We start from the raw sequence: 24,104 nt of genomic DNA, 5'->3' as shown, positions 1-24,104 counted from the left end.
TCAGCGCCGCGGCGCCGATAGACGGCAGCCCAGCCGACGTGCTCACCAGTGCAACCACCAGACCGGGAATGCGGCTGAGAGTGCTGCGCCCAATTGCAACGCCAGAACAAGCAGTCCTTGTCTCAAATTGGTCGGAAGCCACTTAATGGCGAAGAACGCCACCACCGGCACCTGTCCAGCCATCAGTAATTGCCATAGGTGGGCAGCGGTTCCCTCGTCGGGTTGACGTGCTAGGCCGAACATGGCAGCGTAGCCGAGCACCACAGCGAGAGCGGCTATCGACATTGAGATCGGAATGAGAGCACTAGGCCGCTTTAGCAATGCGCCATTCATTAGGATGCTCCTCTCTGTCTTATGCAAATTACTTTGTACAACAAAGACGAGACAACAGTCAAGTGCCGCGGGACGGGCGGCGCACCCTTTCGTTCTGACTTGATTTCATTTTGATTTTTGCGTGCAACTCCTAAAATGTGGATGCCGCACCCACATTGAGAAGTCCCAAACAGAAACCAGATAAAAGCAAAGGTGCGCCACCCGTCCAGCGTGAGCCCGAAGGCGTCCTTCCCGGGACCACACGGGAGTTAACTCGCTTGCAGCAAATCTTTACATTCTTTTGCCGCGAACCCAGCGTCTCTCGCGGAGACTCTCGCCATCGCGTGAGTCTCCCGGGGCGACAAATTGTCATTCGCGTCATAGGACGAACTTCGATTCGCACGACAGAAAATTAACCGGGGGCGGGGTGGCCAGGCCTTCCCGTTTTCGTATTTGCGTCAGAATCCCATTGCAAAGAGTGCCCCATCCTCGCGCGCTGTTTGCGAGGGTGGGATTCGAGAATGTGCGGAACTCCGTTTTTCATTTTATCCTTAGCACGGACGCACTAATCACAGCCGAATTAGATTCCCGAAACAGAATAGGCCAATGGAAGAAGCGCAAGAACAACAAACAACCTGGGCTGATCACGTTCATCGTATCCCACCCTCGCGAACATCGCGCGAGGATGGGGCACCCTACTTCTTAAGTTCCACACTGAAACAGAAAACAGGCTGGGCCACGCCGCCTCCCTACGCGATCATGAGGAACTATTGTTCGTGCCGCGTCTCGCGGTACGATGTGAGGTGAGCCCGGCATCCCATGCCGGGTGAGCGTCCCGAACTCCGAGCCCCGGAGGGGCGGCACTCGGCAGGTGGTTTAGAATGCCGTACCCGTATGCGCCACACTCATGTGTCTTCCTTCACGTCGTCTTCTCCACGAAGCGGCTTCCCCCAATGTAATCAGATTGACCGCGGCCACCCGCTATGGTATTACTTTTGCAATAATGTAATGGAGTACGGATTATGGAATCTGCGATTACCCAGAAGGGTCAAGCTACCATCCCGAAAGCGATTCGTGAGCATCTCCGGTTGAAGCCGGGGGACCGGGTCAAATTCCTTGTGCATCCCGATGGCAGCGTGGTTCTTCTTCCGAAACTTCCTGCTGCGGCGTTACGCGGCATCGTGAAATCCCATTCTCGGAGACCCGTGAGCCTTGCTGGAATGACCAGGGCTGTTGCCGAGGGCGCCTCAAGTAGTACGCCGCGCCCAAAGCGCAGATGATCGGTCTCGATACCAACATCCTTGTCCGCTACCTCACTCAGGACGACCCGATTCAATCGCCAAAAGCAACGGAAATCATCGAACGCCGGCTAACGGAACCGAGGCCTGGCTTTGTAAGCATAGTGGCGATGGTCGAAATTGTATGGGTTTTGCATCGCGCCTATGGCCTGGCTGCTCCGGACATCGCCGCTGCAGTCGAGCGCATGCTTCAGGTTGAAGTCCTGGTTATCGAGAAGGAGCAGGAGGTTTTCGCGGCGATGGTCGCGCTTAAGCAGGGTCAGGGCTCATTCGCCGATGCTCTAATCGCGGAACTTGGCGCCAGCGCGGGCTGCGTGCATACCCTTACGTTTGACCACAAGGCTGCCCGGCTTCCTGCTTTCAAACTTCCATAATCCCGCTGGAAGCGATTCGCGGCAATGGTACACAAGAACCGACATGGGAAAGGTGGGACCACGCGCCATTGAGGTGGCCGCCTTCGCATTTCGGTTTCAAGTGGGAGCCCCCGTTTTTGGCTTTTGGGTGGGAGCCCTCGCATTCATGCGTGGGGAGAGGCTTTCGAGCCTCGCAATGCGCGCATCTTTGTTGTTCCCCGGCTGTAGTCGTGGGTTTCAGCTTGGGAAGTCCCGGGGCTAAAGCCGAAACATTATTAGGCGATTGCGCTCTTGCAACGCTGAAGCATTGCCCCCGGATAAATCCGGCGGCTCCCACCCTGACACCAACTCGCTCGCGCGCCGAGCATCACGATTCCGCAAGAGCAGTTCAGTTGATCAGAATGGGATCCAGTTGTCCCCTTTGTCTTCCAGGCCAGAGTGCCACATACTGGAAGTGCTGGGAAAGCGACGCTCATTGAGGAGGGATAGGCTCGCAATCCTTGCCTTTGGACAGTACGGCACTACGCTTGTTTAACAACGAGGAGAATGGAAACGCTTGGAGGGTCGTAATGACTGGTAAGTCGGGCAGCCAAACGTCCCTCGGGTTTCCGTCTATTTTTCTGGTACTCAGTTTTCGACGGACTGTACTGATTTTATTGGCGCTTTCGTCATTTATTTCAAAAACTTGCTCCCCGCTCACATCTCCTGGAATGATGTTGATCTTTCTTCGGAGTTGATTAAGTCTCCCGTTTTCTCCTGACGAGTACCGGTCGTAAACGATCCAGTCTCCTGCCTCATCTTGTTGCGTGAAGTTGACTGCGGAAGAATGCTCATTCCGGTACTCTACCGTGGCGACACCGAGCGCCTGCAACGAGTCGACTGCCGACTTCCAAGCAGCCTGGCTACGATAGGCGCACCATCGCTGACCTTGCACATCTTCCAGCAGGTACATTGATTGTCGAACACTCTTGACTGATGCAGGATTATTAACTGAAGTGAGAAGCAAACAAACAGTAAGCTGCAAGAAGTTACCGCTTAGCATTGGCTTCCTCGCACGACTTCACCATTGATGGACTGGGTTTGGTACCAGCCGGAGCTAGTTGAAAATGGTTTGGATCGACTCTGAAGCGGAAGTCTCCACCCCAAGTGAAGACGGGTGGCGCAGCCTTTCGTTCTGACTTGATTTCATTTTGATTCCTCCTCGAAGATCTCCAGAAAACATCAAGCGGACGGGTGGCGCACCCTTTCGTTCTGACTTGATTTCATTTTGATTTTTGCGTGCAACTCCTAAAATGTGGGTGGACGGGTGGCTCAGCCTTTTAAGCTCGGTTTCATTATGGAACCACCATGATTCGGGTGCCCCACTCTCGCGTGATTTTCGCGAGGGTGGGATTAGATGAATGTTGATCAGTCCCGGTTTTGGTTCTCTTCTTTGAATCGTTTGTGAATTCCGCTTATTCTGTGCCCAGGAACTTTGCGTTTCTTGCCCTCGCGTGTTTCCCGAAGAAGACAAAGTCAAAAGCGGAATTGCACACATCCTCGAATCCCACCCTCGCGAACAGCACGCGAGAGTGGGGCACCCTTTACATGGAAGTCGCATGCAAGAGACCAACACGGGAAAGACCGGGCCACCCCGGCTCAAAGACGGTAGGTAAGTCTCTGCTGACTCCCCATCCGGTTCTGGAATTGGATGTTCATTTGGGTTCCCCAATGGTATGATTGTTTTTCCCTCATGTTGGGAACCCAATAGACGACGATGAAAGCGAAGACCGAAGTCCCGCAGGGCACATTAGCGTTGATGGTGCTTAAGACGCTAGACGTACTCGGCCCACTGCATGGCTACGGAGTCGCAAAACGTATCGAACAAATCAGTGGAGACCTGCTTAGCGTGAATCAAGGCACGCTTTATCCCGTCTTGCTGAAGCTTGAGCAGGAAGGTTCTATCGCCTCTGAGTGGGGAACCTCTGAGAATAATCGCCGGGCTCGCTTCTACCGATTGACGCGCAGCGGTCGCAAACAATTGCGCATCGAGACTCAGGATTGGGAACAGACAGCAACTATCATCGCCCGCTTCTTTGCGGTAAAAGCCGAGGATCTCCAGTGAAGACATTTAGGCGATTCCTCAGCCGTGTGCGTTCGTTGGGGACCAAGAAACCGGATGAAGAACGGCTACGAGAGGAGATTGAGGAACATCTCGCGCTCCAGACAGCCGAGAACATTCGCGCTGGCATGCCGCCCGCTGAAGCGCGACGCCGTGCGGTGCTGAAGTTCGGAGCGGTGGAAGCAGTTAAGGAAAGCTATCGAGAGCAAAGAGGCTTACCGTTTATGGAAACGTTGATCCAAGATGCGCGTCATGCACTGCGACGCTTGCGAATGGCGCCAGCATTCACCGTGGCAACGGTCTTGACTCTGGCTTTGGGTATCGGCGCGACAACTTCGATTTTCACTTTAGTGAATGCGATTTTGCTAAAGGCGCTGCCCGTTGCGAATCCCGGCGAATTGTACCGACTTGGAAGAGAAGCCCACTGTTGCTATCTGGGTGGCTACAGCCAAGAGAAAGAGTTCTCGATCGTCTCATACGATTTGTATCGATATTTGAAGGACAACACCAGAGGCTTTTCTGAACTGGCCGCTTTCCCGTCACAAGGGTCCTTTGGAGTGCGGCGGTCGAATACCTCGGATGCTGCCCAAAGCTATCCCGGCGAGTTCGTTTCGGGAAACTACTTCAGAATGTTCGGTATCAGACCATATGCTGGGCGGACGTTTACCGATGCCGACGATCAAGCTGGCGCTCCGCCGGTAGCAGTCATAAGTTATCGCTTGTGGGAGCAAAGATATGGCGCTGATCCATCGGTCATCGGAAGCACGTTCGATGTGGATCAAAAGCCGGTTACAGTCGTCGGCGTTGCTCCGCCCGGCTTCTTTGGCGATACCCTTAGCAATGCTGCAACTGAAATTTTCTTACCACTGAACACAGAGCCGGTGGTCGAGAGCGATTCTGATCTCAAGAAGTACAACATCCACTGGTTGAACCTGATCGGCCGAATCGAGCCAGGCGTCTCGCCGACATCGATTGAGGCTCAGATGAGGGTCGAACTCAAGCAATGGTTGGTAATGCACTGGAGCGAAATGAGCGCAAGTGATCGCGCGAAATTTCCTGAGCAAACATTATTTCTGAGCCCTGGTGGAGCGGGAATAACAAGCATGCGCCAGCGATATGAGGATTGGCTCCTGATCCTCATGGCAGTTACCGGGTTCGTTCTGCTCATCGTTTGCGCGAATGTCGCCAACCTTATGCTGATTCGCTCGATGGAGCGACGGCAGCAGACATCGGTGAGTATGGCGCTGGGCGCCCCTGCGTACCGTGTGATTAGCCAACCTCTCCTCGAAAGCATTCTGCTCGGGTTAGCCGGCGGCGGCGCGGGCCTCGCCATTGCGTTTGCGAGTACAAGCCTGATTTGGCGGTTCGCATTTCCTTCATTGCAAGGAGTTGCTGCTGTTCCTATCGAAGCATCGCCTTCTGTTCCGGTCTTGCTTTTCGCCCTAGCTACGTCCATTGCTACAGGACTTTGCTTCTCGATCGCTCCTGCGTGGATGTCAATACGAGTAGATCCGATTGAGGCATTGCGTTGTTCAGTTCGCTCTATGGTTCGCACGGGCTCACTCTCGAGAAAGGCCCTCGTGATTTTGCAGGCGGCACTCTCGCTGGTGTTGCTCTCTGCTGCGGGACTGCTTACAACAGCTCTCCGCGGTCTTGAGCATCAGGATTTTGGATTCGAACAGGACTACCGCGTTGTGGTGAGCTTCAATCCGAGGCTTGCTGGTTACCAGGCACCTCAACTCTCGCTGCTGTACAAGCGTATCCACGACTCGATTGCAACCATTCCGGGCGTATCTTCTGTGGCCCTCTGCCTCTACTCACCACCGAAAGGAGGTTGGGGTGCCGGAGTCTGGATCGACGGTCGTCCCGCTCCAGGCCCAAAGGACGACAATTCATCTTCATGGAATCGAGTTACGCCGAGCTACTTTCAGGTGGTTGGCACTCCTATCGTCAGAGGACGTGGCATCACCGAACAGGATACCGCCACAGCGCAAAGAGTGGCGGTCGTCAGCCAAGCGTTCGTGCGTAAGTTTTTCGGAAACGACGATCCAATTGGAAAATACTTCGGCGGCAAGGCAGAAAACGGCCACGAATTTGAGATCGTCGGCGTAGCTAAGGATGCGCGGTACTTCCCGCATGTTCTCGATCAACTGAACAGCCCCGTATACTTCTTGCCAGAAGCACAAGCCGATTACACACAGATGAATCTTGGTTCCCTGTTTTTGCACGACATTGTCATTCTGGAACGGCCGGGCGCTAACGTCTCTTTTGCATCCATGCGGGAAGCGATTGCTTCTGTCGATCCTGATATGCCAATAACCGCGATTCGCACTCTGAAGGAACAGGTTGCACTTCAGTTCACTCAGCAGCGACTCATAGCCCGCCTCACTTCACTTTTTGGAGTTCTCTCTCTTTTGTTGGCTTCGATTGGACTATATGGTGTTACTGCTTACAATGTGGGCCGCCGCACGAACGAGATCGGGGTACGCATGGCTTTGGGCGCGGATCGCAGCCAAATTGTCCGGCTCGTGGTGCGAAGCGCATTCCGGCTGATTCTTTTGGGACTACTTATAGGCTTGCCACTCACCGTTGGCGTAAGCCGATTCCTTGCGAATCAGCTCTATGGCACGAACCCATACAACCCCCTATTAATCCTAACCGCCGTTGGGGTGCTGGGATTTTCCACGCTCGCTGCGTCGTTAATTCCAGCGCTTCGAGCAAGTCTGATTTCGCCTTTGAAAGCGCTGCGCGAGGAGTAAAAGACCAGGCCGCACTGCCTCGATTTGCCAGTAGTAATTAACCGGCTTTTCTCTTCAGGTCAGGACGGGTTCTATATAAGGCGATGTCAAGAGCAAACACTTCTCCCGATCAGATCGGTACGGAAACCTGGGGGCGGAAACCTCGGACTAGGCCCATGCATGCTTAAGGTAGTGTCCGTGCTTTGTTTCGTGGTGCTCCTCGTTGTCGGATGCGCGTACAGTGTGGGTTTAGCATTCTTGCGCTTATCTTCACGCGTACCGATTTCTGGGGCTTTGATTTGGGTTGCGATGGTCATTTCCTTTTCTTTCTATTTCAGATACCCATGGATTGTAGCGGTTGTAAGTTGGATCGACTTCGTGAGAGCACTCAAAGAGACGAATACATCCGAACTAACGTCTATCGGAGGAATCTTTTTTAACCTCGCGCTCAACATAGTCTTTCTTCTCGCTGCTCATGCTGGTCTGATTTCTTGGATTCTTCAAAGGCGAATCACGCGAAGACCGCCTAGAGGCGGGGGGTAGCTCACAGCTTTAGGCCTTGGACGGGTGGCTCAGCCTTTTAAGCTCGGTTTCATTATGGAACCACCATGATTCGGGTGCCCCACTCTCGCGGTGATTTTCGCGAGGGTGGGATTAGATGAATGTTGACCAGTCCCGGTTTTGGTTCTCTTCTTTGCATCGTTTCCGAATTGCGCTTATTCTGTGCCCATGAACTTTGCGTTTCTTGCCCTCGCGTGTTTCCCGAAGAAGACAAAGTCAAAAGCGGAGTTGCACACATCCTCAGAATCCCACCCTCGCGAACAGCACGCGAGAGTGGGGCACCCTTTACATGGAAGTCGCATGCAAGAGACCAATACGGGAAAGACCGGGCCACCCCGCCGCCATGCTGCTCCACCATGGAGTGCCATGATCCATCAACATGCCTTGCGGCAGGCCACATTCGGAAAACGCCGCCTGCAGTTGCGCCCGCACCAAATCGCTACGAGCCTGGCCAATGGCATGGAGCACGATCACATAACGGCTGTGGTCGTCCAACACCGACAGCGGCCCGACCGGAGTTCCCCAGCGGATCGGACTCTTAAAGTCCATTTGCCACAGCTCGTTGGGCGCTTCGCGTTCAAACCGTTGCGGCGCACTTGGGTGACGGTCCTGCTCACGAACCAGGCCATAGCGCAGCAGAATGCGATGCACCGTGCTCACCGTCAGCTTCATCCCGCTGCGTTGCAGTTCGTAGGCCAGCTTGCGAGCTCCCCAATCGGGATAGCGTCGGCGTATCTCCACCACGCGCTCTTCGATGCCAGTGCTGGTCTTTCGCGGGCTGTGATGCGGTCGCCGGCTTCGCTCCGCAATCCCCTCGATTCCTTGGGCCCGGTAACGCCTCAACCACAGGCGGCCGGTTGGCGTAGAAACTCCAAACTCCTTGCATAGTGTCCGAAACGGCTTCTCTTTGCGTATCGCCGCTACCACAAACTGCACTCTTTGTTCTCGAACGTCCATGGTTCTGAAAGGCATCCGTTGGTTCGCTCCCACGCTCGCTTCGCTCGCGCGGGAGTGTAAAGGATGTCTCGGAACAAAGTGGAAAGGATGTCATGAAACTGAACAAAAAGCCGCGAAGGATGCAGCACCCACATCGAGAAGTCCCAAACAGAAACCCAGATAAGAGCAAAGGTGCGCCACCCGTCCCCGTGACAGTGCATTAGTTCCACCGTGCCTCTCTTCGACAGAAAATCTGAGGGGCCGAGTAGAAAGCGCAGAACCGTCCTGTAGCAGGCCACCCAGTTACCATTTAGTAACTCTAATTCAGCAACTAACGTCCTCTGGTTCCCCTGGCACCAAGGAGAGTTCCAATGCCGCACGGCAATAAGCGTTCTTTCATCCTCCCCATTGTTTTGTTGATTCCTTTAATCGCGTTGCTACTGTTTGCCGCCGGATGTGGCGGAGGTCCTAATCCCGGGTCAGCCTCTGCTACTCCTGGCGCTGCTGCTCCCCCTCCTAGCAGCAGTGGCGGAGGTAATGGCCCGTCCACCGGCGGTAGCGGTGGAGGCAGCTCCGGAAGCGGCAGCAGCTCATCCTCCTTCATTTACGTCGCGAATGGCTCGTCGGCTATTCTGGGGTTTGCTGTCAATTCCGACGGCTCGCTAAAAGCGGCTCCGGGATCCCCCTTTGCCCTGACAGAGCCGCCGCTCGGCATGATTGCAGTCCAGGGTAAGTTCCTCTACGTCACTACGCACAGTAGCCTGTTCATTTTTAGGATAGATTCCGACGGATCGCTTACCGCAGCGGGTAGTCGATCAACGCCAAACAATGGTGGAGGTCAGTTCGTCCTCGACCGATCGCAAAATTTCCTGTATGCACTCGCCGTTCCTCGTGGTGCAATTTCCGGCTTCCGTATCGATTCCTCCTCCGGCGCTCTCACTGACATTGCTGGATCGCCGTTCCCCACTGATCCTAACTTCACACCACCGTCCGAGATGGCACCGGCACCAATTTTTGGGGCGGTACATCCGAGCGGCGCTTATATGTGGGTCTCGGTTGCCCCTTTCCGTGGCGGCCTGCGGGTCGAGGTATTCGACCGCGACTCTAATGGCGCTCTGATCGCACGATCAGGTAGCGCCAGATATACAGCCGATTACAAGGTAGGACCTGGATTCAGTGTGGATCCCGGTGGGAATTTTGTCGTCGATGCAACCGGCGATACAAGTCAAGAGCCGGCTCCATTCCCGTCTGGCGTTCTTGTGTACACCAATTCGGGTGGGAATTTGACCTTCATCTCGGAGTCATCAGCCGGCGCTCAGCCTGCCATGGTAACGTTTGACCGCAGTGGAAGCTTCGTGTTGGTCACAAATGTGATCTCCAAAAACATTTCCGTTTATAAGATGGAGACCAGCGGGGCGCTGACTGAGGTTCCGGGCTCACCCTTCGGCTCTGGGGCCGACCCCACGCAGCTGGCGCAAGCGGGCAGTTTTATTTACTCCGCTAACCAAGAGAGCGGCGATGTATCCGGCTACCACCTCGAGACGAACGGCTCACTAACACCGGTTCCAGGCTCACCGCTCACTGTCGGCGGTACGCCATATTTAATTGTCGGCGTTCACTGATTGCCCAACTACCGGCACAGTTCTGGAGCTTTGTCTCACGGATAGATTTTCGTCAACAAACAATCAACAACTTACAAGTGGTCGTGCGCCTAAATTTGCGATTCCAAATCAGGAATTGCGCTCTTCGGCGGCTCTCTGGACCACCAGTGAGCGTTTGTGAATTTTTTATACAGCGATGTTGGATGCCAATCGTAGGTATTCCGATTCCACTTTTATGGCAGCCTCATACCCATGACCCCATTCACAAGGATGTGAACATGTGTGTGCTTGCTGTTAGTTAAGTTGGCAATAGCGGCCGCTCTGAGACGCACGCCATTTCGCACTTTCATCTGCCACTTTCAGACACTTCCCAAAACTGGAACCAGAGTTGCTGCTGCTCCGCAGGACGGGTTCTATAAAAGGCGATGTCAAGAGGAAACACCCCTCCTGAGCCGGGCGGAACTGAGTGCTCGGCATCGAGCCCTGGTGGGGATGTCCATGCTGCCGGTTCGAGCGTGGTTCGAGGCTTTCTTGATTCCCGTTCTGGTATTGCATCGACTAACTTTGATCAGATCCTGAGGCTACACAAGCTGCGTGGGTTGTGTGGCAACCATGGTTCTATCTGAGACTCAATGGCCTATAGCTGGATTGGGTTGTCCGAGGGGGCATATGGTGGCCCGTGAGACTTAGTGCCGAAGCACACAGCCTAACCCGGCCAGGATACTCACCCTCGAACCCGAGCACTCGCGACTGACCTGCGATGCGTGAATCGCCTCGGTGTCGCTGCGCGCTCAAGCTGCTTGTGTTTTTAGTTGCTCTGGATCGAAGCGTTCTCCTTTCTTCCAGACACTCAAACTGATGGCGGCGATCTTGCGCGCCAGGGTTAGCCTGGCCATCTCCGGCTTCATCCCCTTCCCCAGAAGGTTTTCGTAGAAGTCACGAAACGGTCCGGGGCAAGCGCTGGCCGTAGTAGCCGCCGATTTAAAAATGTTCTTCAGATCGGGATTGTGATTCAGGTTCAATCCGCGGATGAAGACCGGCTTGCTCTTGCGTCTCAGCTCACCGTCGATCATCTGGTGGTCGGCGCTGCTGCGCGTTTCCAGCGCCAGTCCGCAGTAGGCCCAGAACTGACGCTTGCTGCGAAAACGGAACGGAGTCTGCACGCGCGCGATCAGCAAGGCAGAACGAATCGGTCCCACAAAGGGAATGCTGCTCAGGATCGCCGTGGCCGCATGTTTATGACCTTCCTGGATCAGATCGCTGCGGATCTGCCGACGCATGGTCTGCAAGCTGTCAAACTGCTCGAACATGCGCTGGGCGCGATATCGTTGGCCAGCCTGAAGGAGTTGGTTTAACCACTGTTCCCGACGGCCTCGCGTGTACAGCTTCTTGCCGTTGCAATCGATGGCTTGACTGCGATAGAGCGCTTTGAGTCGGCGCATCACGCGCGTAGTGTCGTCGGTTACTGCGCGGTAAGTGCGACCGAGTTCTTTCAGCGTCAGGGTGCGGCTGTCGTCGTGAAAGACCGGAGTCAGCAGATTGCTGCGCAGCAGATCGGCCAGCTTGCGCGCGTCGATCTGGTCGCTCTTGTTGCCGCTCTTCAGCAGAGCGTTCTTGCGCGGGTTGCACACCAGCACTTCCCCTACCTGCGACTGCAGCAGGCTATGTAGCCAGGCGGCATGCGTGCCTTCTTCGAAGGTCACTCGCAGTGTGCCTGACACACCGCGCACAAATGCCAGCACCGCGGCAGCGTTGGTCATGAACACGGCCTTCATCACTTGCTGGCCGCTCTCGTTCAGTACTGCCGCCGAGATACTTGTCTTGTGTACATCCAGACCAATAAACTTAACGTCACTCATGAGGGTGCTCCTTTGCTGAGTAGCTGAGTGCTTGAAGATCACTGCAGACTACTCTCAAAGGGCGCCCTTTTATATTGCGTGGCCCAGCCTTTTAAGCTCGGTTTCATTATGGAACCACCATGATTCGGGTGCCCCACTCTCGCGTGATTTTCGCGAGGGTGGGACTAGATGAATGTTGACCAGTCCCGGTTTTGGTTCTCTCCTTTGAATCGTTTCTGAATTGCGCTTATTCTGTGCCCATGAACTTTGCGTTTCTTGCCCTCGCCTGTTTCCCGAAGAAGACAAAGTCAAAAGCGGAGTTGCACACATCCTCGAATCCCACCCTCGCGAACAGCACGCGAGAGTGGGGCACCCTTTACATGGAAGTCGCATGCAAGAGACCAATACGGGAAAGACCGGGCCACCCCGCCCAATATCGTGAATACGAGGTATTTGATGGCCATCGATGAGCAGAGAATAGAACGGCTGACGACCGCGGCAGATTTTTGCATGTTCGATAAGAATCCCTCTTCGAGTGGCAACTCCAGCATGTTCTGGGGCGCGCTCAACCTGCTGATCGGAGCGCTGTTGGTCTCCGCGCATGATCCGTGGGGAGCCGTGAGTCTGGTGCTGGGATTCGGACTGCTGGTGGCCGGTCTGTACGAAAAGAAGGTTCGGCACCCGAGAGTCATCATCATAGCTGCCGCTACGTTGGGCGTGCTGGCGTTGTGGAACTTCAGTCTCGTTCTGATGTCTGCTATGGGGAAGACACGCCTCGTATTCGGCGGCAGAACTCTGTTCTGGGCGATTGTTCAAATCATCGCGGCCTACAGCACATGGAAGACTTATGCCGCATACAAAGCTCTCCGCGAGCGGGCAGACGACTTTACGATCGAGCAGGTACGCGGCTACGTGGATGAGCTGAGAAGGGCAAAGCCGGCGCAGAGCCTCGATCTAGTGGAATTCGATGCCAACGCCGGCTTCCTACAAGGGACTAAGCGATATCGGTTGAAGCCGGTCGAGGATATGTACGTAGCGAGCTACAAATCGCAGCTTGGCTCCACAAAGCTCGAACAATTGGCGTTCGTGCCACGAAACCAGGTAACCATTACGCCTGAAGGCGAGAAGTTCATGAGCAAAAAGATGAAGGCAATGGTTCGACTGGGAGCGTCGACGATCTCCAACGTAAGCATCACGCCCGAAATGGCCGCACGGATCGATCCAACTCTCCGAGCCATATCGTTAGACGCTGGCTAGGCATTTGAATGCCGCTTTCTGCCGTCGGGAGTAGCCCACGCTCTTGTTCGTGCTCCTTTCTTGAATCGTGTTTCGACTCCTGTCCCAAATAGGGAAAGCAAGAGTTATTCCAACATCGGCGGCACTTGGCAGGTGGTTTAGAATGCCGTGCCTGTATGCGCCACACTCACATGTGTGTCTTCCTCCACATCGTCTTCTCCACGAACAACCGAAGAAATACGATTCACGAGAATTTCTGCGCGCGGCATAAGAAGTGCCGCCCCTCCGGGGCTCTGGTTTTTAAATACTCCCCTGGCACCGAGTGCCGGGCTCATATCGCATCGTGCCGCGAGATGCGGCACGAATGTCAGGTGATTGGGTAGTCATCGAATCGGTTGCGCGAACACCAACCGATGTCCGTTCAGATCCATCACGTCGAACTCCATCATGCCGTAATCCTGTGGACAAAGGGGACGCGAGATCTTCACTCGCGGCAGCTCTGAGTACTCTGCGTAGAGCGCCTTCACGTTGTCGGTAACGATGTACACGTTCCACGCGTGACGCTTCCACCTTCCCGGATCATCCGGCGCTACATAGCCCGATTGTTGCTGAAGAAATATTTCGATGTCATCGCGGCGCAGTATGGCAAAGCCCGGTGGATAGTACTCGGATTCGAACCCGAGTTGTTTGTACCACTGCATTGTCGGTTCGATGTTGCCGACCAGAAGCACTGTTGTTGACTTGCGCAGCTTCGGGCGGGTGGCTGCCTGCGTGCCGTTTCGCCTTTGCCATCGAGGGAGCATATCACCGGCAAGAGTGTCGGAGGGCGGCTGTGCCACAGTCCTGAATCATGCTGCGGACTTCCCAATATGGGAGAAAGCTCAGCCGGCCGACGCTCCCGCCTTGCGGGCTTCTTCCCTCATGTTCTCCAGTTCCGTTTTGGCCTCATCGATGGCTTTTTGTTTGGCGGCCATGTCGTCGCGGGATTTGCGGTCGTCTTCGGCGTACTTTTGCGGGTTGCGGAGGCGGTTGCCGGCGTCCCCGTAGTAATTGGAGGAGCGCATGCGGCCTTCGCGCTGGAGCACGTCGAGTTCCCGTTCCAGGAGGGCGATCTTTTCGTTTTGCGCGGAGATCTTTTCTCTCCACTGCTTGTCGAGTTCGGCTTGTTCTTCGGCTGAGCTCTTCTTTTTCGGTTGGGCTTTATTTTTGCCGGCGTCGGACTTGGCGGCTTCGCCGGAGGTGGCCGGGCTTTCGGTTTTTTGTGGGACCCAGGGGGCGCCGAAGTCGTCGTTGGTGACTACCCGGGTGGTGGGTTCGGCGGGCTTGTTCCTGCGGGCTTCGCGGGCTACGTCGCCAAGCGATCCCTGGGCCGCCGCTAAGCTGCATCCCAACGCGAGAAATACCGCCGCATAAGCGAAAAATTGCTTCATGGTGTGCCTCAAACGCTCTGCCGGTTGCAGGTTCATGATTTGATTTCGATCGCGTGCCAAAATGGGACTCGCATCACGTCGTTTCCGCGGCTGAAGCCGCTGAAAAAAATAAAACGCAGAAGGGCTCCTTCTTACCGGCACGACTAAAGTCCTGCCCTTCCCTAACCCACAAAAGCAAACGGTCACCGGACTAGCCGGGACTGCTACGAATCTGGTGCAACTTTCGGGACTCAAATTGGTGCAATTTTAACGCTCACAGTGCGTCAAATTGTGTGTTTTATGGAGGATTTTCGGTGCTGGGAAGCCATAAGTGCACGTCCTGCCGATGGTCAGTGATAGAGACCTAAGTACCAGTTCACCATGCGGTTACCGACGAAAGCCGAGAGAATCGCCATACTGCCCAGAAAGACGCCAAAAGGCACTTCGTAGTAGCGCAACATAAGGCGGGCAGAGCGCCAGGAGCGGCTTAGAACGTGGATTTCCCGGCGCTTTTGCCGCCTTTGCATGCGCTTTTGCCAGACTGCAACGGTGGTTATGAGGCCGAAAATCGTGCCCAGAATGGCTCCGGTGAAGATCACAAACAGCGCTAATCTTGCGCCTAAGAAGGCTCCAACCGTGGCCATAAGCTTTACATCGCCGAATCCCATGCCTTCAATGTGGCGCACACGGAAGTAAATTTCGCCCACAACATAAATAAAGAGGGCTCCGATAAGCGCTCCAGCGAGCGCGTCGAGGGCGGAAATTGCGCTTATTGGCCAGCGTAAGGCCAGCATTTTGCGTATTGCGAACACCGGCATGCCGCCCACAGGCACTACAAGACTGAATATCAGGCCGAGAATAAGGCCTGGAATGGTGAGTACGTCGGGCAAAAGATGGTGTTCGTAGTCAATAAAGATGAGCGGAATAAGCAGAAAGAAGAAGACGCAGAGCTTGATAACGGGCGCATAGGCTTTAATAAGGATCCAGATAGGCATCGATCCAGCGCCAATCGTGATGACTGGAGCGGCGTAAAAGTACGCGGATACGAACAAAAATCCGCACAGAAGCTCGACTATGGCGTATCTGGAGCTGATGGGATGGGCGCAATGGCGACATTTTCCGCGCAGGAAGATCCAGCTAAGCACCGGGATATTGTCGAAAGCGCGTATTTGAGCGCCGCAATTCGGGCACGCAGAGCGCGGTTTGACGACCGATTGACGGCGGGGAACGCGATATATAACGACATTAAGGAAGCTTCCGAAGACTAATCCGAAGAGAAACGTGGCGATTGCGCCGAAATTAGTGGAGAGAAATGGGCTCACGCAGGCTTTGAACTTGGGCGGATTATATCTTTTGCGGCGCCGGCAACGGCTGGGCGGCATCCGAAAGCTCACTCCTTCGTAACTGGAAGGGGCTTGGAGACGTGCTGTAGCGCGTCATAGAGCGGTTAATCAGTCTTTTTCAGTGAATATTGTGTGCTTCAAAAACGGTTAAGATGACTCTGAATCGCGTCCTAAGGACGTTGAATCAGTGTATTTATGGCGATTCGAGCTCCATTTATCGACCTTCAAAGCCGGGAAGAACGCGACCGTGATCTGGGATTTGGGTCGCTGGTTTCGCAGCAGCGGCATATCCGATTGCTCAATCGCGATGGCAGTTTTAACGTCACGCGTAAGCATAGTTGGTTCGATTGGCTCTCGTATCACTCCCTGCTTACGATGTCGTGGCCGGCTTTTATCGGCTTACTGGCCACTTGTTATGCGTTGTTAAACGGAATATTTGCGCTTATCTACCTCTTATTAGGTCCGGCTGCGCTGCAAACCGCGACGCCTCCGGAGCTTTCTCCGCGCTTTTTGCGAGCATTTTTCTTCAGTATCGACACATTCTCGACCATTGGATACGGCAACATCGTGCCGGTTGGGCGGGTTGCAAACGCAGTAGTCTGCCTGGAGGCGTTTTGCGGGCTGCTGGGATTCGCTCTTGCTACCGGTCTCTTGTTTGCGCGATTCTCGCGTCCTACGGCCAAGGTTCTGTTCAGCGAGAACGCGGTTATCGCTCCTTACAACGGCGCCAGCGCCTTCGAATTTCGCATTATCAACGCCAGAAATAATCAGATTATCGAGCTTGGGGCGCGCGTTTTGCTGTCGAAATTCGAGAATGCTGACGGAAATAGGATTCGCAAATACCATCCGTTGCAGCTGGAGCGCGAGAAAGTAGTTTTCTTTCCTTTGACTTGGACGATCGTTCATCCGATTGACGAGAATAGTCCGATGTATGGATTGTCGCGGGAAGATCTGATAGTCAACGATGCAGAGTTCCTGATCCTGCTGACCGGAACTGACGAAACCTTCTCGCAGACCGTCCATGCGCGCACCTCATACCGCGCGGATGAGGTGATTTGGGGCGCTAAGTTCGTTAATGTCTATAAATATGATCACGATGGACATATTTTGGGCGTCGATATGGACCGTTTTCATTCATTTGAACGAGCGCAATTGCCGCAGTTGGCGTCGATTTCGGGTGCTTGATGCACACATAAGGCTCTGTTTCGCTATCGATGCTGCGCAGAGGTAGAAACGCTACGCGTTTCCTCTATAATCAAATATTCGGCAATCCTGCCCGGAGTGCATCCATAAGCAATGATTAAGTTTCTGCAAACGCCCACTCGGGCGAAGAAATTCGTTTTGGGAGGCTTGTTGGTCGTGGTCGCCGTGATGATGGTCATCACGCTGATTCCCGGCATCTTCGACAGCCTTACGAATACCGCCGGTCGCGGGGTTTATGCGCGTGTTGGCGGGCACGATGTGACCACGGCTGACGTTGATCGCACGGCGCAGCAAATGGCGCGTCAGCAACGCCTGCCTGCGGAATTCGTTTCGTTTGTTCGCCCGCAGGCCGCGAATCAGCTTGTGACCAAGTACGCGCTCATCGCTGAAGCGCGCCGGTTGCGCCTGCAGGCAACGGACGAAGAAGTTCGTAACTTCCTGCATCAAGGACAGTTCGCTGAGGCACTGTTCCCAAAAGGCGAATTCGTTGGACAGGCAAATTACGAGAACTTTGTCCAAGAGAACTTCAGTATGGGCATCGCGCAGTTCGAGGACCTGGTGAAAGAACAGCTGCTGATCTCCAAACTGATCGCGATGGTGCAAGGCAACGTCACGGTGCCGGAATCCGCAGTGAAGGAGGACTATCTCAAGCAGAATCTTAAAGTGAAGTTCGCGTATGCGGTCCTCACCACCGAGGAAATGATGAAGCAGGTGAAGGTCACCGACACCGAACTGAAGGCCTTCTATGACAAACACAAGAAGGAGTACGTAAATTCAATTCCGGAGAAGCGGAAGGCGCGCTACATCGCAATCAGCGCATTGAATATTCCCGGCGTGAATGTCAGCGATGACGATATCCGGCAGTACTACAACCAGCACGCCGATCAGTACAAAATCCCAGAGCGCGTGCATGTGCGTCACATTCTTGTGAAAACTCCAACGCCTGGAGCGGGCGCCAAGGTAGATCAGAAGGCTGTCGACGCAGCGAAAGCCAAAGCTGAGGGATTGTTGCAGCAACTGCAGACGGGCGGCAATTTCGAGGAACTCGCGAAGAAGAACTCTGACGATCCGGGAAGTGCCGCAAAAGGTGGAGAACTACCGTCCTTTCAACACGGCGCCATGGTTCCTGAGTTCGAACAGGCGGCATTTGCCCTGCAGAACAAAGGACAGCTCAGCGGATTGGTGAAGAGCCAATTCGGATATCACATCATCCAGTTGATCGATAAGCAGGCGGCGCACACGAAATCGCTCGACGAAGTGAAAGCTGATATCAACCCGATCGTGAAGCAGCAGAAGGGGTCAAAGGCCGCTGACGAGCTGGCACGCACTCTGGAAGCGCAAGCGAAGACGCAGGGATTGGATAAGGCTGCGGCAGCGCGCAATCTGCAAGTCCAGACCTCCGATTACTTCTCCAACACCGACTCCCTTCCCGGCTTAGGTCAGGCGCCAGACTTCATGCAGGCGGCCTTTTCTGCAAAGCCGAAATCTCCGCCGCAGCTTGCGAGAACCACGAATGGTTATGCAGTATTCGAGATCGTTGACTCACAGCCAGCTAAGACGCCGACATTCGAGGAGGCAAAGGAACGCGTTGAGAAGGAGTTCCGCAATGAGCAGGCACAGTCGATGCTTGATCGCAAGACGCAGGAACTCTCGGAACGCGCGAAAGTGCTTCACGATCTGAAGAAAGCAGCCAGTGAACAAGACGCACAGCTTAAGACAAGCGATCTTGTGACGCAGCAAAGTCAGGTTCCCGACATTGGACCGATGAATGGGCCGGCATCTGTGGCTTTCACTTTGGGAAAAAATCAAATCAGCGGACCAGTCTCCACTGGCCGCAATGGCGTAGTGCTTCAAGTGCTCGATCTTCAGGAGCCTTCAGCGGAAGAGTTCGCTAAGAATAAAGATGTCGCGCGCGAGCGCACATTGGAACAGAAGCGCGGTCAGAACTTCCAGCTTTATGCGTCAAATTTGATTCAAACCATGGAGAAGGATGGACGCATCAAGTACAACAAAGAAGAGCAGCAATCTGGACGTTTACCGGCGGGTAGCTAACTAGACAAATTACTGATCGAAGCTGCCCAGTCGCACTGGGCAGCTTTTGTTTTACGCAAACTCATCTCCACTATGTCATTTCCACGAGCCTGCGGAACGCTGCTGCACATAACCTCGCTGCCCTCGCGCGGCGGTATCGGCGACTTGGGCGAGGACGCGTACCACTTTGTTGACTTCCTGGCGGCATCGCGCCAACGGCTTTGGCAAGTACTGCCGACCAGTCCTCCCGCCACCGGCAACTCCCCATATTCAGCGACTTCAGCTTTTGCCGGTAATCCGCTGTTTATCAGCCTTGAACGTCTTGCGGAACACGGCTGGTTAACTAAGGGGGATGCTAAGAATCTTGCGGTCCCTGATTGTAAGGTTGATTTCACTCTCACACAAAAGACAAAGCTGCCGTTGCTGCGAAAGGCTGCAGAGGGTTTTCTAGACCGAGCCGAAGGAATCTCGCGCAAGCGTTTCGAAACTTTCTGTTGGCTTAATGGCTGGTGGCTTGAGGACTACGTTCTATTCGAAGTTCTGCGTAATCGTCACGAACAGAAGAGCTGGACGGAATGGCCGGAAAAGTACCGCCGCCGAGATCCTGCAGCAATTGAGCACGTAAAGCGCGATGATTCCCGCGACCTCATGCTCGCGCGCACAATCCAGTTCTTCTTTTCTGAACAATGGCGCGCCATGCATCAGTACTGTGCCTCGAAGGGAATAAAACTGATTGGCGACATTGCAATTTTTGTGAACCTTGATAGCGCAGACGTCTGGAACCATCCTGAGATTTTCCAGCTTGACGAAGATCTGAACCCGATTTTTGTTTCGGGGGTGCCACCGGATTTCTTCAGCAAGACGGGCCAGCGCTGGGGAAATCCTCTCTATCGATGGGACATTCTTCGTCAGCGCGGCTACGACTGGTGGATTCAGCGCGTAAAGTGGGCGCTGCAGCAGTGCGACATTATCCGTCTCGATCATTTCCGCGGATTCGAAGCATATTGGGAAATTCCTGCGAATGAGGAGACGGCGGTCAATGGTCGTTGGGCGCAGGGACCGAATCATGACCTCTTCCATGCTCTGCATCAGGCGCTGGGTGATCTTCCTTTCATTGCAGAGGATCTTGGCACTATCACTGCGGAAGTGGAACAGTTGCGCCGAGCTTTTGCCATGCCGGGAATGCGTATTCTACAGTTCGGTTTTGGGAATCCTGGAGCGCATATCTATCTGCCGCATCGCTTCGAATCGAATACGGTCGTCTACACGGGTACGCATGACAACGACACCACTGTTGGTTGGTGGAAGACTGGAGCCAGCAGCGAAGAAAAGCGCGCAGTAGAATGTTACATGCCGCCGAATTCTGATGGAATTCACTGGGCTTTTGTTCGAGCTGCAGTTACGTCGGTCGCCGATCTCTGCGTAGTCCCTATGCAGGACTGGCTGGGGCTTGATGGGGATTGCCGCATGAACGTACCCTCGCGTCCCGAAAACAATTGGGCGTGGCGCGTAGAGAAAAAGGCGCTGACCAGCGACCTTTCGAAAAAGATCGCACAGCTAGTGGAGTTAGCGGATCGGGATCAGATCGATACGGCTGGAATCCGAAATTCTCAGTCCCGCGAGATAGAAGAATTCGCTGCTTGACAGAAATGACTGTTCTGCACGGCTCGTCATTCATGTCCGCTTAAGTCGACCATTCCGATCTATCGTTCTCCGTCTTCCGGATTTCACGCGCTGGAAGCGGATCGTGAGTTCGACTCTATTGCTGATGGCCAATTTGCGGAAGATTGATTGCACATGGTTCTTGACCGTCTGCTCCGATATCACCAATCGTTCAGCGATTTGTCGATTGGAGTGTCCGCTCGCGACTAATTGCGCAACTTGATATTCGCGCTGGGAAAGAGCTTGCATAGATGCAACTTATCCCCAATCGCGGCGTGGACCGGAAACTCGACCAAAAATTTACGAATTCCGAACATGCAAGGCTGAGAACCACCGAGAACAGTTGATGGCATAAGCAATGGATGCCAAATTCTGCAGCTAGTACTATAGTACTAGGCGTTATCCAGTCGCTTCTTACTTTGAATTCCAAGGAATATCCATGAACAAGCAGAACGTCCTGACGCTCATCGACGCGGAAATCGAACGCCTGCAGCGAGCTAGACAAATTCTCTCCGGCAACAATGGTTTCCGAAGCCGTACCATTATGGGCGCGCGTAGAAAGAGAAGACCAATGAGCGCGGAAGCAAAGCGCCGCATTTCGATGGCGCAAAAGAAGCGTTGGGCAGTACGCAAGCGCCGCTAAACAGTAGTGCCCCTAGTTCGCAGCTTCACGGACAAACATGGCCGGCTCGGAAAGATGCGTACGGAAGTAGCTTTCTGCGGATCGCCATACTTCCTCGTATCGCCTGGCGGCTGCAACCGGGCGTATTTCGACACCAGGAAATAAGAACTCGAGCCATAAGAGCAACCAGAGGCCCAGGCTGATCATTCGCAATCTGAGCGCGTTTTGCACAAGTCCCTGGGTTTCAGGCGCAGAAGCCCTCTCAGGATCAGCTATCCTCAGCCGCAACAAAGCAATCAATGTTGCACAGTTGGCCGCGATCCACAGCAGATATTCCTGCATAGCTCTCAGCCGCGCGCGTCGTACCTTAAGGTAGTGACTTCTTCGAAGGGCACCGCGCAGAAAATCTTTTTCTTCACGCGAAAGGAGATTGCGAAACGCGGCGCTGTCGACGAAGTAAAACGTAGGTCCAGTGTGCTCGCCTGAGAGAGGTTTCGAGCCTCCTCGAACGATCCATATTACGAGCAGCAGACCTGCCAACACACCGGCGCTTAGTATGACTAATAGCATCAGCGTCCCAGAAAAGACTCGACCGCCTGGTTCATCTTGCTGACTTCGGCGGCGACTACCGGAAAATGATCCTTCTCATGAACCGATTCAACTGATCGAGGGCCTGGCTTCCGTATAAAATAAGCGATCCAAATCAATTTCTGACAGAGATCGACACTCATTATGCTCCAGACTACCGTGCCGTTAGCCACCGAGCCGTAGTAGGAACGAGCTGCTGTCGCGGCTAGTTCGACTGCCCCGTAAACTGTAAAGCCAATCGCGATGCCGATGACGTGGTTTCCCCAGGGCAGCCCGAGCAAGAAGACAAAAATGAAAAGACAGAAGACCAGGCCCATCCGTACAAAGGACTGCGCACGTTTCAGCACGAGAATGGCAGCAACCAGCTTGTCTGCGTCGCCTCCCGGCGCCATTGCGGCGACCGCCACAGACGCCACCACGAGTGCCAAAAGCGAATAGCGAAAGAGGACAGTACCCAACTTTTGCAGTCCAAGCCGTCTCTCGAATGCCTTCCTGAATACCTCCTCGACAACGAAAAATCCAAAAATAGAAACAAAGCACTCGGTAATCCAGTACGCATAAAAATAAGGTGGATGGTGAGGACCGATCGCGGCCAGCATGATCGACCTGACCAGCTCCAGCACAAGATAGCAAGAAAACAGTGGAAACTCTTTGTGCAGGCGGAATCTAAAGATGGCGATAGCGAGGATCAGTTCCAAAAGAAACCCCACTAGCCAAACCATTCCCTGCAAAGTCCAATGCATGGCAATCAACGCAAGAACCATACATTGGACTCGCGCTATTGGGAAGAACTTCTATCCACCGACATCGCAGCTAGGACAATATGGGGGCGGACTGCCTCCATCGGCAAAAGAGGCGGTTGACAGAGTAGCTGTAAGTAGGAGAATGGTGGCAGCAATTTGAACTAGTTTTCGCAAGACGCAACTCCTTAAGTGGATTTGCGTCACAGGATGTGAGTAAATCGTTGAGCTTAGGCGAGGGTTGGAAGTCTTTGCCGATTACGGAACTTGTAACTCGAGGAGCGCGGCTTTCCCCTTTTGAAGATTTTCGGGAACGCACGTTGTCCGCCCTGTCCGGACTCTGGACGAAGCTGCTGTATATGGCAGAGCTTCGGTCCTCTGATGGGACGTACTGCCATTGGGGCCACAGCCACGTGTACGGAGAGGCACGCAGCCAGGCCGCTTTGGCGAGGGCGCACTCTGAACTTTACATTGCCCTGCTACGCAGTCCGATTCGGGAGCTGGTTGAGGAAATCGAGAATTCAGGCGGGAACGACCAGAAAGAAATATTTCGGAACATCGTCGCAAGCCGAGAGCGGATGATTCCCAAAAATCTCGAAGGCGGCTCGCCGCGTCACTTCAATTCAATCGCGCTCGCGGTACGTCTGGTCTGCGAACATCAGCGCGCTTCCAATCATTCAGCCGCATAGCGACACCTACAACTTGTCCAATCACTTCGGCGTCCTGAGGGTGTCGGAACACACGCGGTGCCACCGGCGACAGAGGATGTGGCTGAATCACTAGCTGATCGGAATCCGTGATGTTGCACCACGAGCACAGAAACTCTTCCCGCGTCTCGACAAAATAGATCGGCCGTTCGTATTCCGAACGCCAGCCCTCGTTGAGGATCTCGGTGCGGCCTTCATCCACCTGCAGGAATGTACCCGGCATGAGCAGCGGGTACATCGTAAAGTCCTCCGTGCCAAGAAAAGCATAGGTGTGAGATCCACGCGTAAAGCGCGGCATGAACTGCAGGGGAACCGTTCCCCACTGCTGGATCATCCGTGCCAGATTCATCGTTCGCCGAACGTCAAACCCCGGATCAACTGCAACCGGCAACATCAACGAATCGGGCCGGGGCACTGAAGTGAAACGATGCGTGCGAGGAATCGCCGTCACATTACTATCTTCGGCAATCGCATCGAGCGTTACGCCATACCAGTCGCATAGTGTCCGGTAATCGCACTGATAGATCGCTGCAAGGGTATACATCCTGTAAATGCTCGGCAAAGTGCCCTTGGTTTCAATCTCTGATAGCCGGCTGAATGGGATGAAAAACTCCTGATTGCCGTGGCGAGCCGCTATCTCTGAGCTTCCGGCTTCTACGTCACGCAATGTGAGCCCAAGACTTTCACGAAGATGTCGCAGTTTATTGCCGGCGTCAATAGACATGAAAGTCAGGTAGGGGACCGATTGTAGTACGGAAGTACTATTCCTCCAAGACCTTGCCTGAACCGAAATTTCCGTTTTCCGTAATTGTTTCCCGTTTCTGG

The 24,104-nt window shown here is 54.2% G+C and carries 24 protein-coding genes; 12 read left to right on the top strand and 12 right to left on the bottom strand.

What is annotated here, in order from left to right; all coding sequences use genetic code 11:
- Nucleotides 1-42: 42 nt before the first annotated feature.
- Nucleotides 43-333 carry a hypothetical protein gene (locus tag DMG62_15035; protein PYY22175.1) on the bottom strand — a complete coding sequence of 97 codons (291 nt, stop codon included), beginning with the start codon at nt 331-333 and terminating at the stop codon, nt 43-45.
- Between the two features lie 1,001 nt (nt 334-1,334).
- Here DMG62_15035 and DMG62_15030 point away from each other — a divergent pair.
- The 3 genes from DMG62_15030 to DMG62_15020 are packed head-to-tail and all read left to right on the top strand — an operon-like array spanning nt 1,335 to nt 2,225.
- Nucleotides 1,335-1,592 carry an AbrB family transcriptional regulator gene (locus tag DMG62_15030; GenBank protein ID PYY22174.1) on the top strand — a complete coding sequence of 86 codons (258 nt, stop codon included), beginning with the start codon at nt 1,335-1,337 and terminating at the stop codon, nt 1,590-1,592.
- Nucleotides 1,589-1,984 carry a VapC toxin family PIN domain ribonuclease gene (locus DMG62_15025; GenBank protein ID PYY22173.1) on the top strand — a complete coding sequence of 132 codons (396 nt, stop codon included), beginning with the start codon at nt 1,589-1,591 and terminating at the stop codon, nt 1,982-1,984. The genes DMG62_15030 and DMG62_15025 overlap by 4 nt, the downstream gene beginning before the upstream one ends.
- Nucleotides 1,985-2,027: 43 nt before the next feature.
- On the top strand, nt 2,028-2,225 hold the full coding sequence (locus DMG62_15020) for a hypothetical protein (protein PYY22172.1): 198 nt from the start codon (nt 2,028-2,030) through the stop codon (nt 2,223-2,225).
- A gap of 210 nt (nt 2,226-2,435) precedes the next feature.
- On the opposite strand, the gene DMG62_15015 is transcribed toward DMG62_15020, so the two are convergent.
- The gene (locus tag DMG62_15015) at nt 2,436-3,005 is read right to left on the bottom strand and encodes a hypothetical protein (protein PYY22171.1); all 570 of its coding nucleotides are present in this window, start codon (nt 3,003-3,005) and stop codon (nt 2,436-2,438) included.
- 714 nt (nt 3,006-3,719) lie between these two features.
- On the opposite strand from DMG62_15015, the gene DMG62_15010 reads away from it, so the two are divergent.
- The 3 genes from DMG62_15010 (at nt 3,720) to DMG62_15000 (ending at nt 7,345) form a co-directional block, all read left to right on the top strand.
- Nucleotides 3,720-4,067, top strand: coding sequence for a PadR family transcriptional regulator (locus tag DMG62_15010; GenBank protein PYY22170.1), 348 nt, complete (start codon nt 3,720-3,722; stop codon nt 4,065-4,067).
- Nucleotides 4,064-6,823 carry a hypothetical protein gene (locus tag DMG62_15005; GenBank protein ID PYY22169.1) on the top strand — a complete coding sequence of 920 codons (2,760 nt, stop codon included), beginning with the start codon at nt 4,064-4,066 and terminating at the stop codon, nt 6,821-6,823. Before DMG62_15010 ends, DMG62_15005 begins: the two co-directional genes overlap by 4 nt.
- 159 nt (nt 6,824-6,982) lie before the next feature.
- Nucleotides 6,983-7,345, top strand: coding sequence for a hypothetical protein (locus DMG62_15000; protein ID PYY22168.1), 363 nt, complete (start codon nt 6,983-6,985; stop codon nt 7,343-7,345).
- A gap of 303 nt (nt 7,346-7,648) precedes the next feature.
- Here the strand turns inward: DMG62_15000 and DMG62_14995 are convergent, their stop codons facing one another.
- Together DMG62_14995 and DMG62_14990 are read right to left on the bottom strand one after the other, a co-directional pair.
- A complete protein-coding gene (locus DMG62_14995; GenBank protein PYY22167.1) occupies nt 7,649-8,335 on the bottom strand; it encodes a hypothetical protein in 687 nt (228 codons plus the stop codon).
- Nucleotides 8,336-8,630: 295 nt separating this feature from the next.
- Nucleotides 8,631-8,903 carry a hypothetical protein gene (locus DMG62_14990; protein ID PYY22166.1) on the bottom strand — a complete coding sequence of 91 codons (273 nt, stop codon included), beginning with the start codon at nt 8,901-8,903 and terminating at the stop codon, nt 8,631-8,633.
- 109 nt (nt 8,904-9,012) lie between these two features.
- Between DMG62_14990 and DMG62_14985 the strand changes: the two genes are divergently transcribed.
- Complete coding sequence (locus DMG62_14985) at nt 9,013-9,921, top strand: hypothetical protein (protein PYY22165.1); 909 nt, start codon at nt 9,013-9,015, stop codon at nt 9,919-9,921.
- 770 nt (nt 9,922-10,691) lie between these two features.
- Here DMG62_14985 and DMG62_14980 read toward each other — a convergent pair.
- Nucleotides 10,692-11,759 carry an IS110 family transposase gene (locus DMG62_14980; protein PYY22164.1) on the bottom strand — a complete coding sequence of 356 codons (1,068 nt, stop codon included), beginning with the start codon at nt 11,757-11,759 and terminating at the stop codon, nt 10,692-10,694.
- Nucleotides 11,760-12,194: 435 nt separating this feature from the next.
- On the opposite strand from DMG62_14980, the gene DMG62_14975 reads away from it, so the two are divergent.
- Nucleotides 12,195-12,995, top strand: coding sequence for a hypothetical protein (locus tag DMG62_14975; GenBank protein ID PYY22163.1), 801 nt, complete (start codon nt 12,195-12,197; stop codon nt 12,993-12,995).
- Nucleotides 12,996-13,357: 362 nt separating this feature from the next.
- Here the strand turns inward: DMG62_14975 and DMG62_14970 are convergent, their stop codons facing one another.
- The 3 genes from DMG62_14970 to DMG62_14960 all read right to left on the bottom strand — a co-directional run bounded on the left by DMG62_14970 (nt 13,358) and on the right by DMG62_14960 (nt 15,765).
- Nucleotides 13,358-13,777, bottom strand: coding sequence for a hypothetical protein (locus DMG62_14970; protein PYY22162.1), 420 nt, complete (start codon nt 13,775-13,777; stop codon nt 13,358-13,360).
- 78 nt (nt 13,778-13,855) lie between these two features.
- On the bottom strand, nt 13,856-14,464 hold the full coding sequence (locus DMG62_14965) for a hypothetical protein (GenBank protein PYY22161.1): 609 nt from the start codon (nt 14,462-14,464) through the stop codon (nt 13,856-13,858).
- 269 nt (nt 14,465-14,733) lie between these two features.
- Nucleotides 14,734-15,765, bottom strand: a complete 1,032-nt coding sequence (locus tag DMG62_14960; GenBank protein ID PYY22160.1) for a hypothetical protein — start codon at nt 15,763-15,765, stop codon at nt 14,734-14,736.
- A gap of 156 nt (nt 15,766-15,921) precedes the next feature.
- Between DMG62_14960 and DMG62_14955 the strand changes: the two genes are divergently transcribed.
- The 3 genes from DMG62_14955 (at nt 15,922) to malQ (ending at nt 20,604) form a co-directional block, all read left to right on the top strand.
- Nucleotides 15,922-16,911 (top strand): hypothetical protein, encoded by a 990-nt coding sequence (locus DMG62_14955; GenBank protein ID PYY22159.1) that lies wholly within the window; start codon nt 15,922-15,924, stop codon nt 16,909-16,911.
- 111 nt (nt 16,912-17,022) lie between these two features.
- Nucleotides 17,023-18,981, top strand: coding sequence for a peptidylprolyl isomerase (locus DMG62_14950; protein ID PYY22158.1), 1,959 nt, complete (start codon nt 17,023-17,025; stop codon nt 18,979-18,981).
- Between the two features lie 72 nt (nt 18,982-19,053).
- Entirely contained in the window at nt 19,054-20,604 is a 1,551-nt protein-coding gene (gene malQ, locus DMG62_14945; protein ID PYY22157.1) for a 4-alpha-glucanotransferase, read from the top strand.
- 30 nt (nt 20,605-20,634) lie between these two features.
- On the opposite strand, the gene DMG62_14940 is transcribed toward malQ, so the two are convergent.
- Nucleotides 20,635-20,871: a hypothetical protein gene (locus DMG62_14940; protein ID PYY22156.1), complete on the bottom strand. Its 237-nt coding sequence runs from the start codon at nt 20,869-20,871 to the stop codon at nt 20,635-20,637.
- A gap of 190 nt (nt 20,872-21,061) precedes the next feature.
- Between DMG62_14940 and DMG62_14935 the strand changes: the two genes are divergently transcribed.
- Nucleotides 21,062-21,265, top strand: a complete 204-nt coding sequence (locus DMG62_14935) for a hypothetical protein (GenBank protein PYY22155.1) — start codon at nt 21,062-21,064, stop codon at nt 21,263-21,265.
- Between the two features lie 12 nt (nt 21,266-21,277).
- On the opposite strand, the gene DMG62_14930 is transcribed toward DMG62_14935, so the two are convergent.
- The 3 genes from DMG62_14930 to DMG62_14920 form a co-directional block, all read right to left on the bottom strand.
- Entirely contained in the window at nt 21,278-21,814 is a 537-nt protein-coding gene (locus DMG62_14930) for a hypothetical protein (GenBank protein ID PYY22154.1), read from the bottom strand.
- Nucleotides 21,814-22,596 carry a hypothetical protein gene (locus DMG62_14925; GenBank protein ID PYY22153.1) on the bottom strand — a complete coding sequence of 261 codons (783 nt, stop codon included), beginning with the start codon at nt 22,594-22,596 and terminating at the stop codon, nt 21,814-21,816. Before DMG62_14925 ends, DMG62_14930 begins: the two co-directional genes overlap by 1 nt.
- A 594-nt stretch (nt 22,597-23,190) precedes the next feature.
- Complete coding sequence (locus DMG62_14920) at nt 23,191-24,003, bottom strand: hypothetical protein (protein ID PYY22152.1); 813 nt, start codon at nt 24,001-24,003, stop codon at nt 23,191-23,193.
- Between the last annotated feature and the right edge of the window lie 101 nt (nt 24,004-24,104).

This window comes from Acidobacteriota bacterium, assembly GCA_003225175.1.
In the GTDB taxonomy this organism is placed as follows: Bacteria; Acidobacteriota; Terriglobia; order Terriglobales; family Acidobacteriaceae; genus Gp1-AA112.
The sequence above is the reverse complement of the archived record's forward strand: the minus strand, read 5'-3'. Positions and strand labels throughout refer to the sequence as shown.

Coding starts and splice junctions, on each gene's coding strand:
- DMG62_14925 (PYY22153.1), bottom strand. CDS start 22,596: ATGGTTCTTGCGTTGATTGCCATGCATTGGACTTTGCAGGGAATGGTT.
- DMG62_14960 (PYY22160.1), bottom strand. CDS start 15,765: ATGCCGCCCAGCCGTTGCCGGCGCCGCAAAAGATATAATCCGCCCAAG.
- DMG62_15015 (PYY22171.1), bottom strand. CDS start 3,005: ATGCTAAGCGGTAACTTCTTGCAGCTTACTGTTTGTTTGCTTCTCACT.
- DMG62_14990 (PYY22166.1), bottom strand. CDS start 8,903: ATGAAGGAGGATGAGCTGCTGCCGCTTCCGGAGCTGCCTCCACCGCTA.
- DMG62_15030 (PYY22174.1), top strand. CDS start 1,335: ATGGAATCTGCGATTACCCAGAAGGGTCAAGCTACCATCCCGAAAGCG.
- DMG62_15010 (PYY22170.1), top strand. CDS start 3,720: ATGAAAGCGAAGACCGAAGTCCCGCAGGGCACATTAGCGTTGATGGTG.
- DMG62_14955 (PYY22159.1), top strand. CDS start 15,922: ATGGCGATTCGAGCTCCATTTATCGACCTTCAAAGCCGGGAAGAACGC.
- DMG62_14920 (PYY22152.1), bottom strand. CDS start 24,003: ATGTCTATTGACGCCGGCAATAAACTGCGACATCTTCGTGAAAGTCTT.
- DMG62_15035 (PYY22175.1), bottom strand. CDS start 333: ATGAATGGCGCATTGCTAAAGCGGCCTAGTGCTCTCATTCCGATCTCA.
- DMG62_14980 (PYY22164.1), bottom strand. CDS start 11,759: ATGAGTGACGTTAAGTTTATTGGTCTGGATGTACACAAGACAAGTATC.
- DMG62_15020 (PYY22172.1), top strand. CDS start 2,028: ATGGGAAAGGTGGGACCACGCGCCATTGAGGTGGCCGCCTTCGCATTT.
- DMG62_15000 (PYY22168.1), top strand. CDS start 6,983: ATGCTTAAGGTAGTGTCCGTGCTTTGTTTCGTGGTGCTCCTCGTTGTC.
- DMG62_14985 (PYY22165.1), top strand. CDS start 9,013: ATGATTGCAGTCCAGGGTAAGTTCCTCTACGTCACTACGCACAGTAGC.
- DMG62_14940 (PYY22156.1), bottom strand. CDS start 20,871: ATGCAAGCTCTTTCCCAGCGCGAATATCAAGTTGCGCAATTAGTCGCG.
- DMG62_14970 (PYY22162.1), bottom strand. CDS start 13,777: ATGCTCCCTCGATGGCAAAGGCGAAACGGCACGCAGGCAGCCACCCGC.
- DMG62_15025 (PYY22173.1), top strand. CDS start 1,589: ATGATCGGTCTCGATACCAACATCCTTGTCCGCTACCTCACTCAGGAC.
- malQ (PYY22157.1), top strand. CDS start 19,054: ATGTCATTTCCACGAGCCTGCGGAACGCTGCTGCACATAACCTCGCTG.
- DMG62_14995 (PYY22167.1), bottom strand. CDS start 8,335: ATGCCTTTCAGAACCATGGACGTTCGAGAACAAAGAGTGCAGTTTGTG.
- DMG62_14930 (PYY22154.1), bottom strand. CDS start 21,814: ATGCTATTAGTCATACTAAGCGCCGGTGTGTTGGCAGGTCTGCTGCTC.
- DMG62_14975 (PYY22163.1), top strand. CDS start 12,195: ATGGCCATCGATGAGCAGAGAATAGAACGGCTGACGACCGCGGCAGAT.
- DMG62_14935 (PYY22155.1), top strand. CDS start 21,062: ATGAACAAGCAGAACGTCCTGACGCTCATCGACGCGGAAATCGAACGC.
- DMG62_14950 (PYY22158.1), top strand. CDS start 17,023: ATGATTAAGTTTCTGCAAACGCCCACTCGGGCGAAGAAATTCGTTTTG.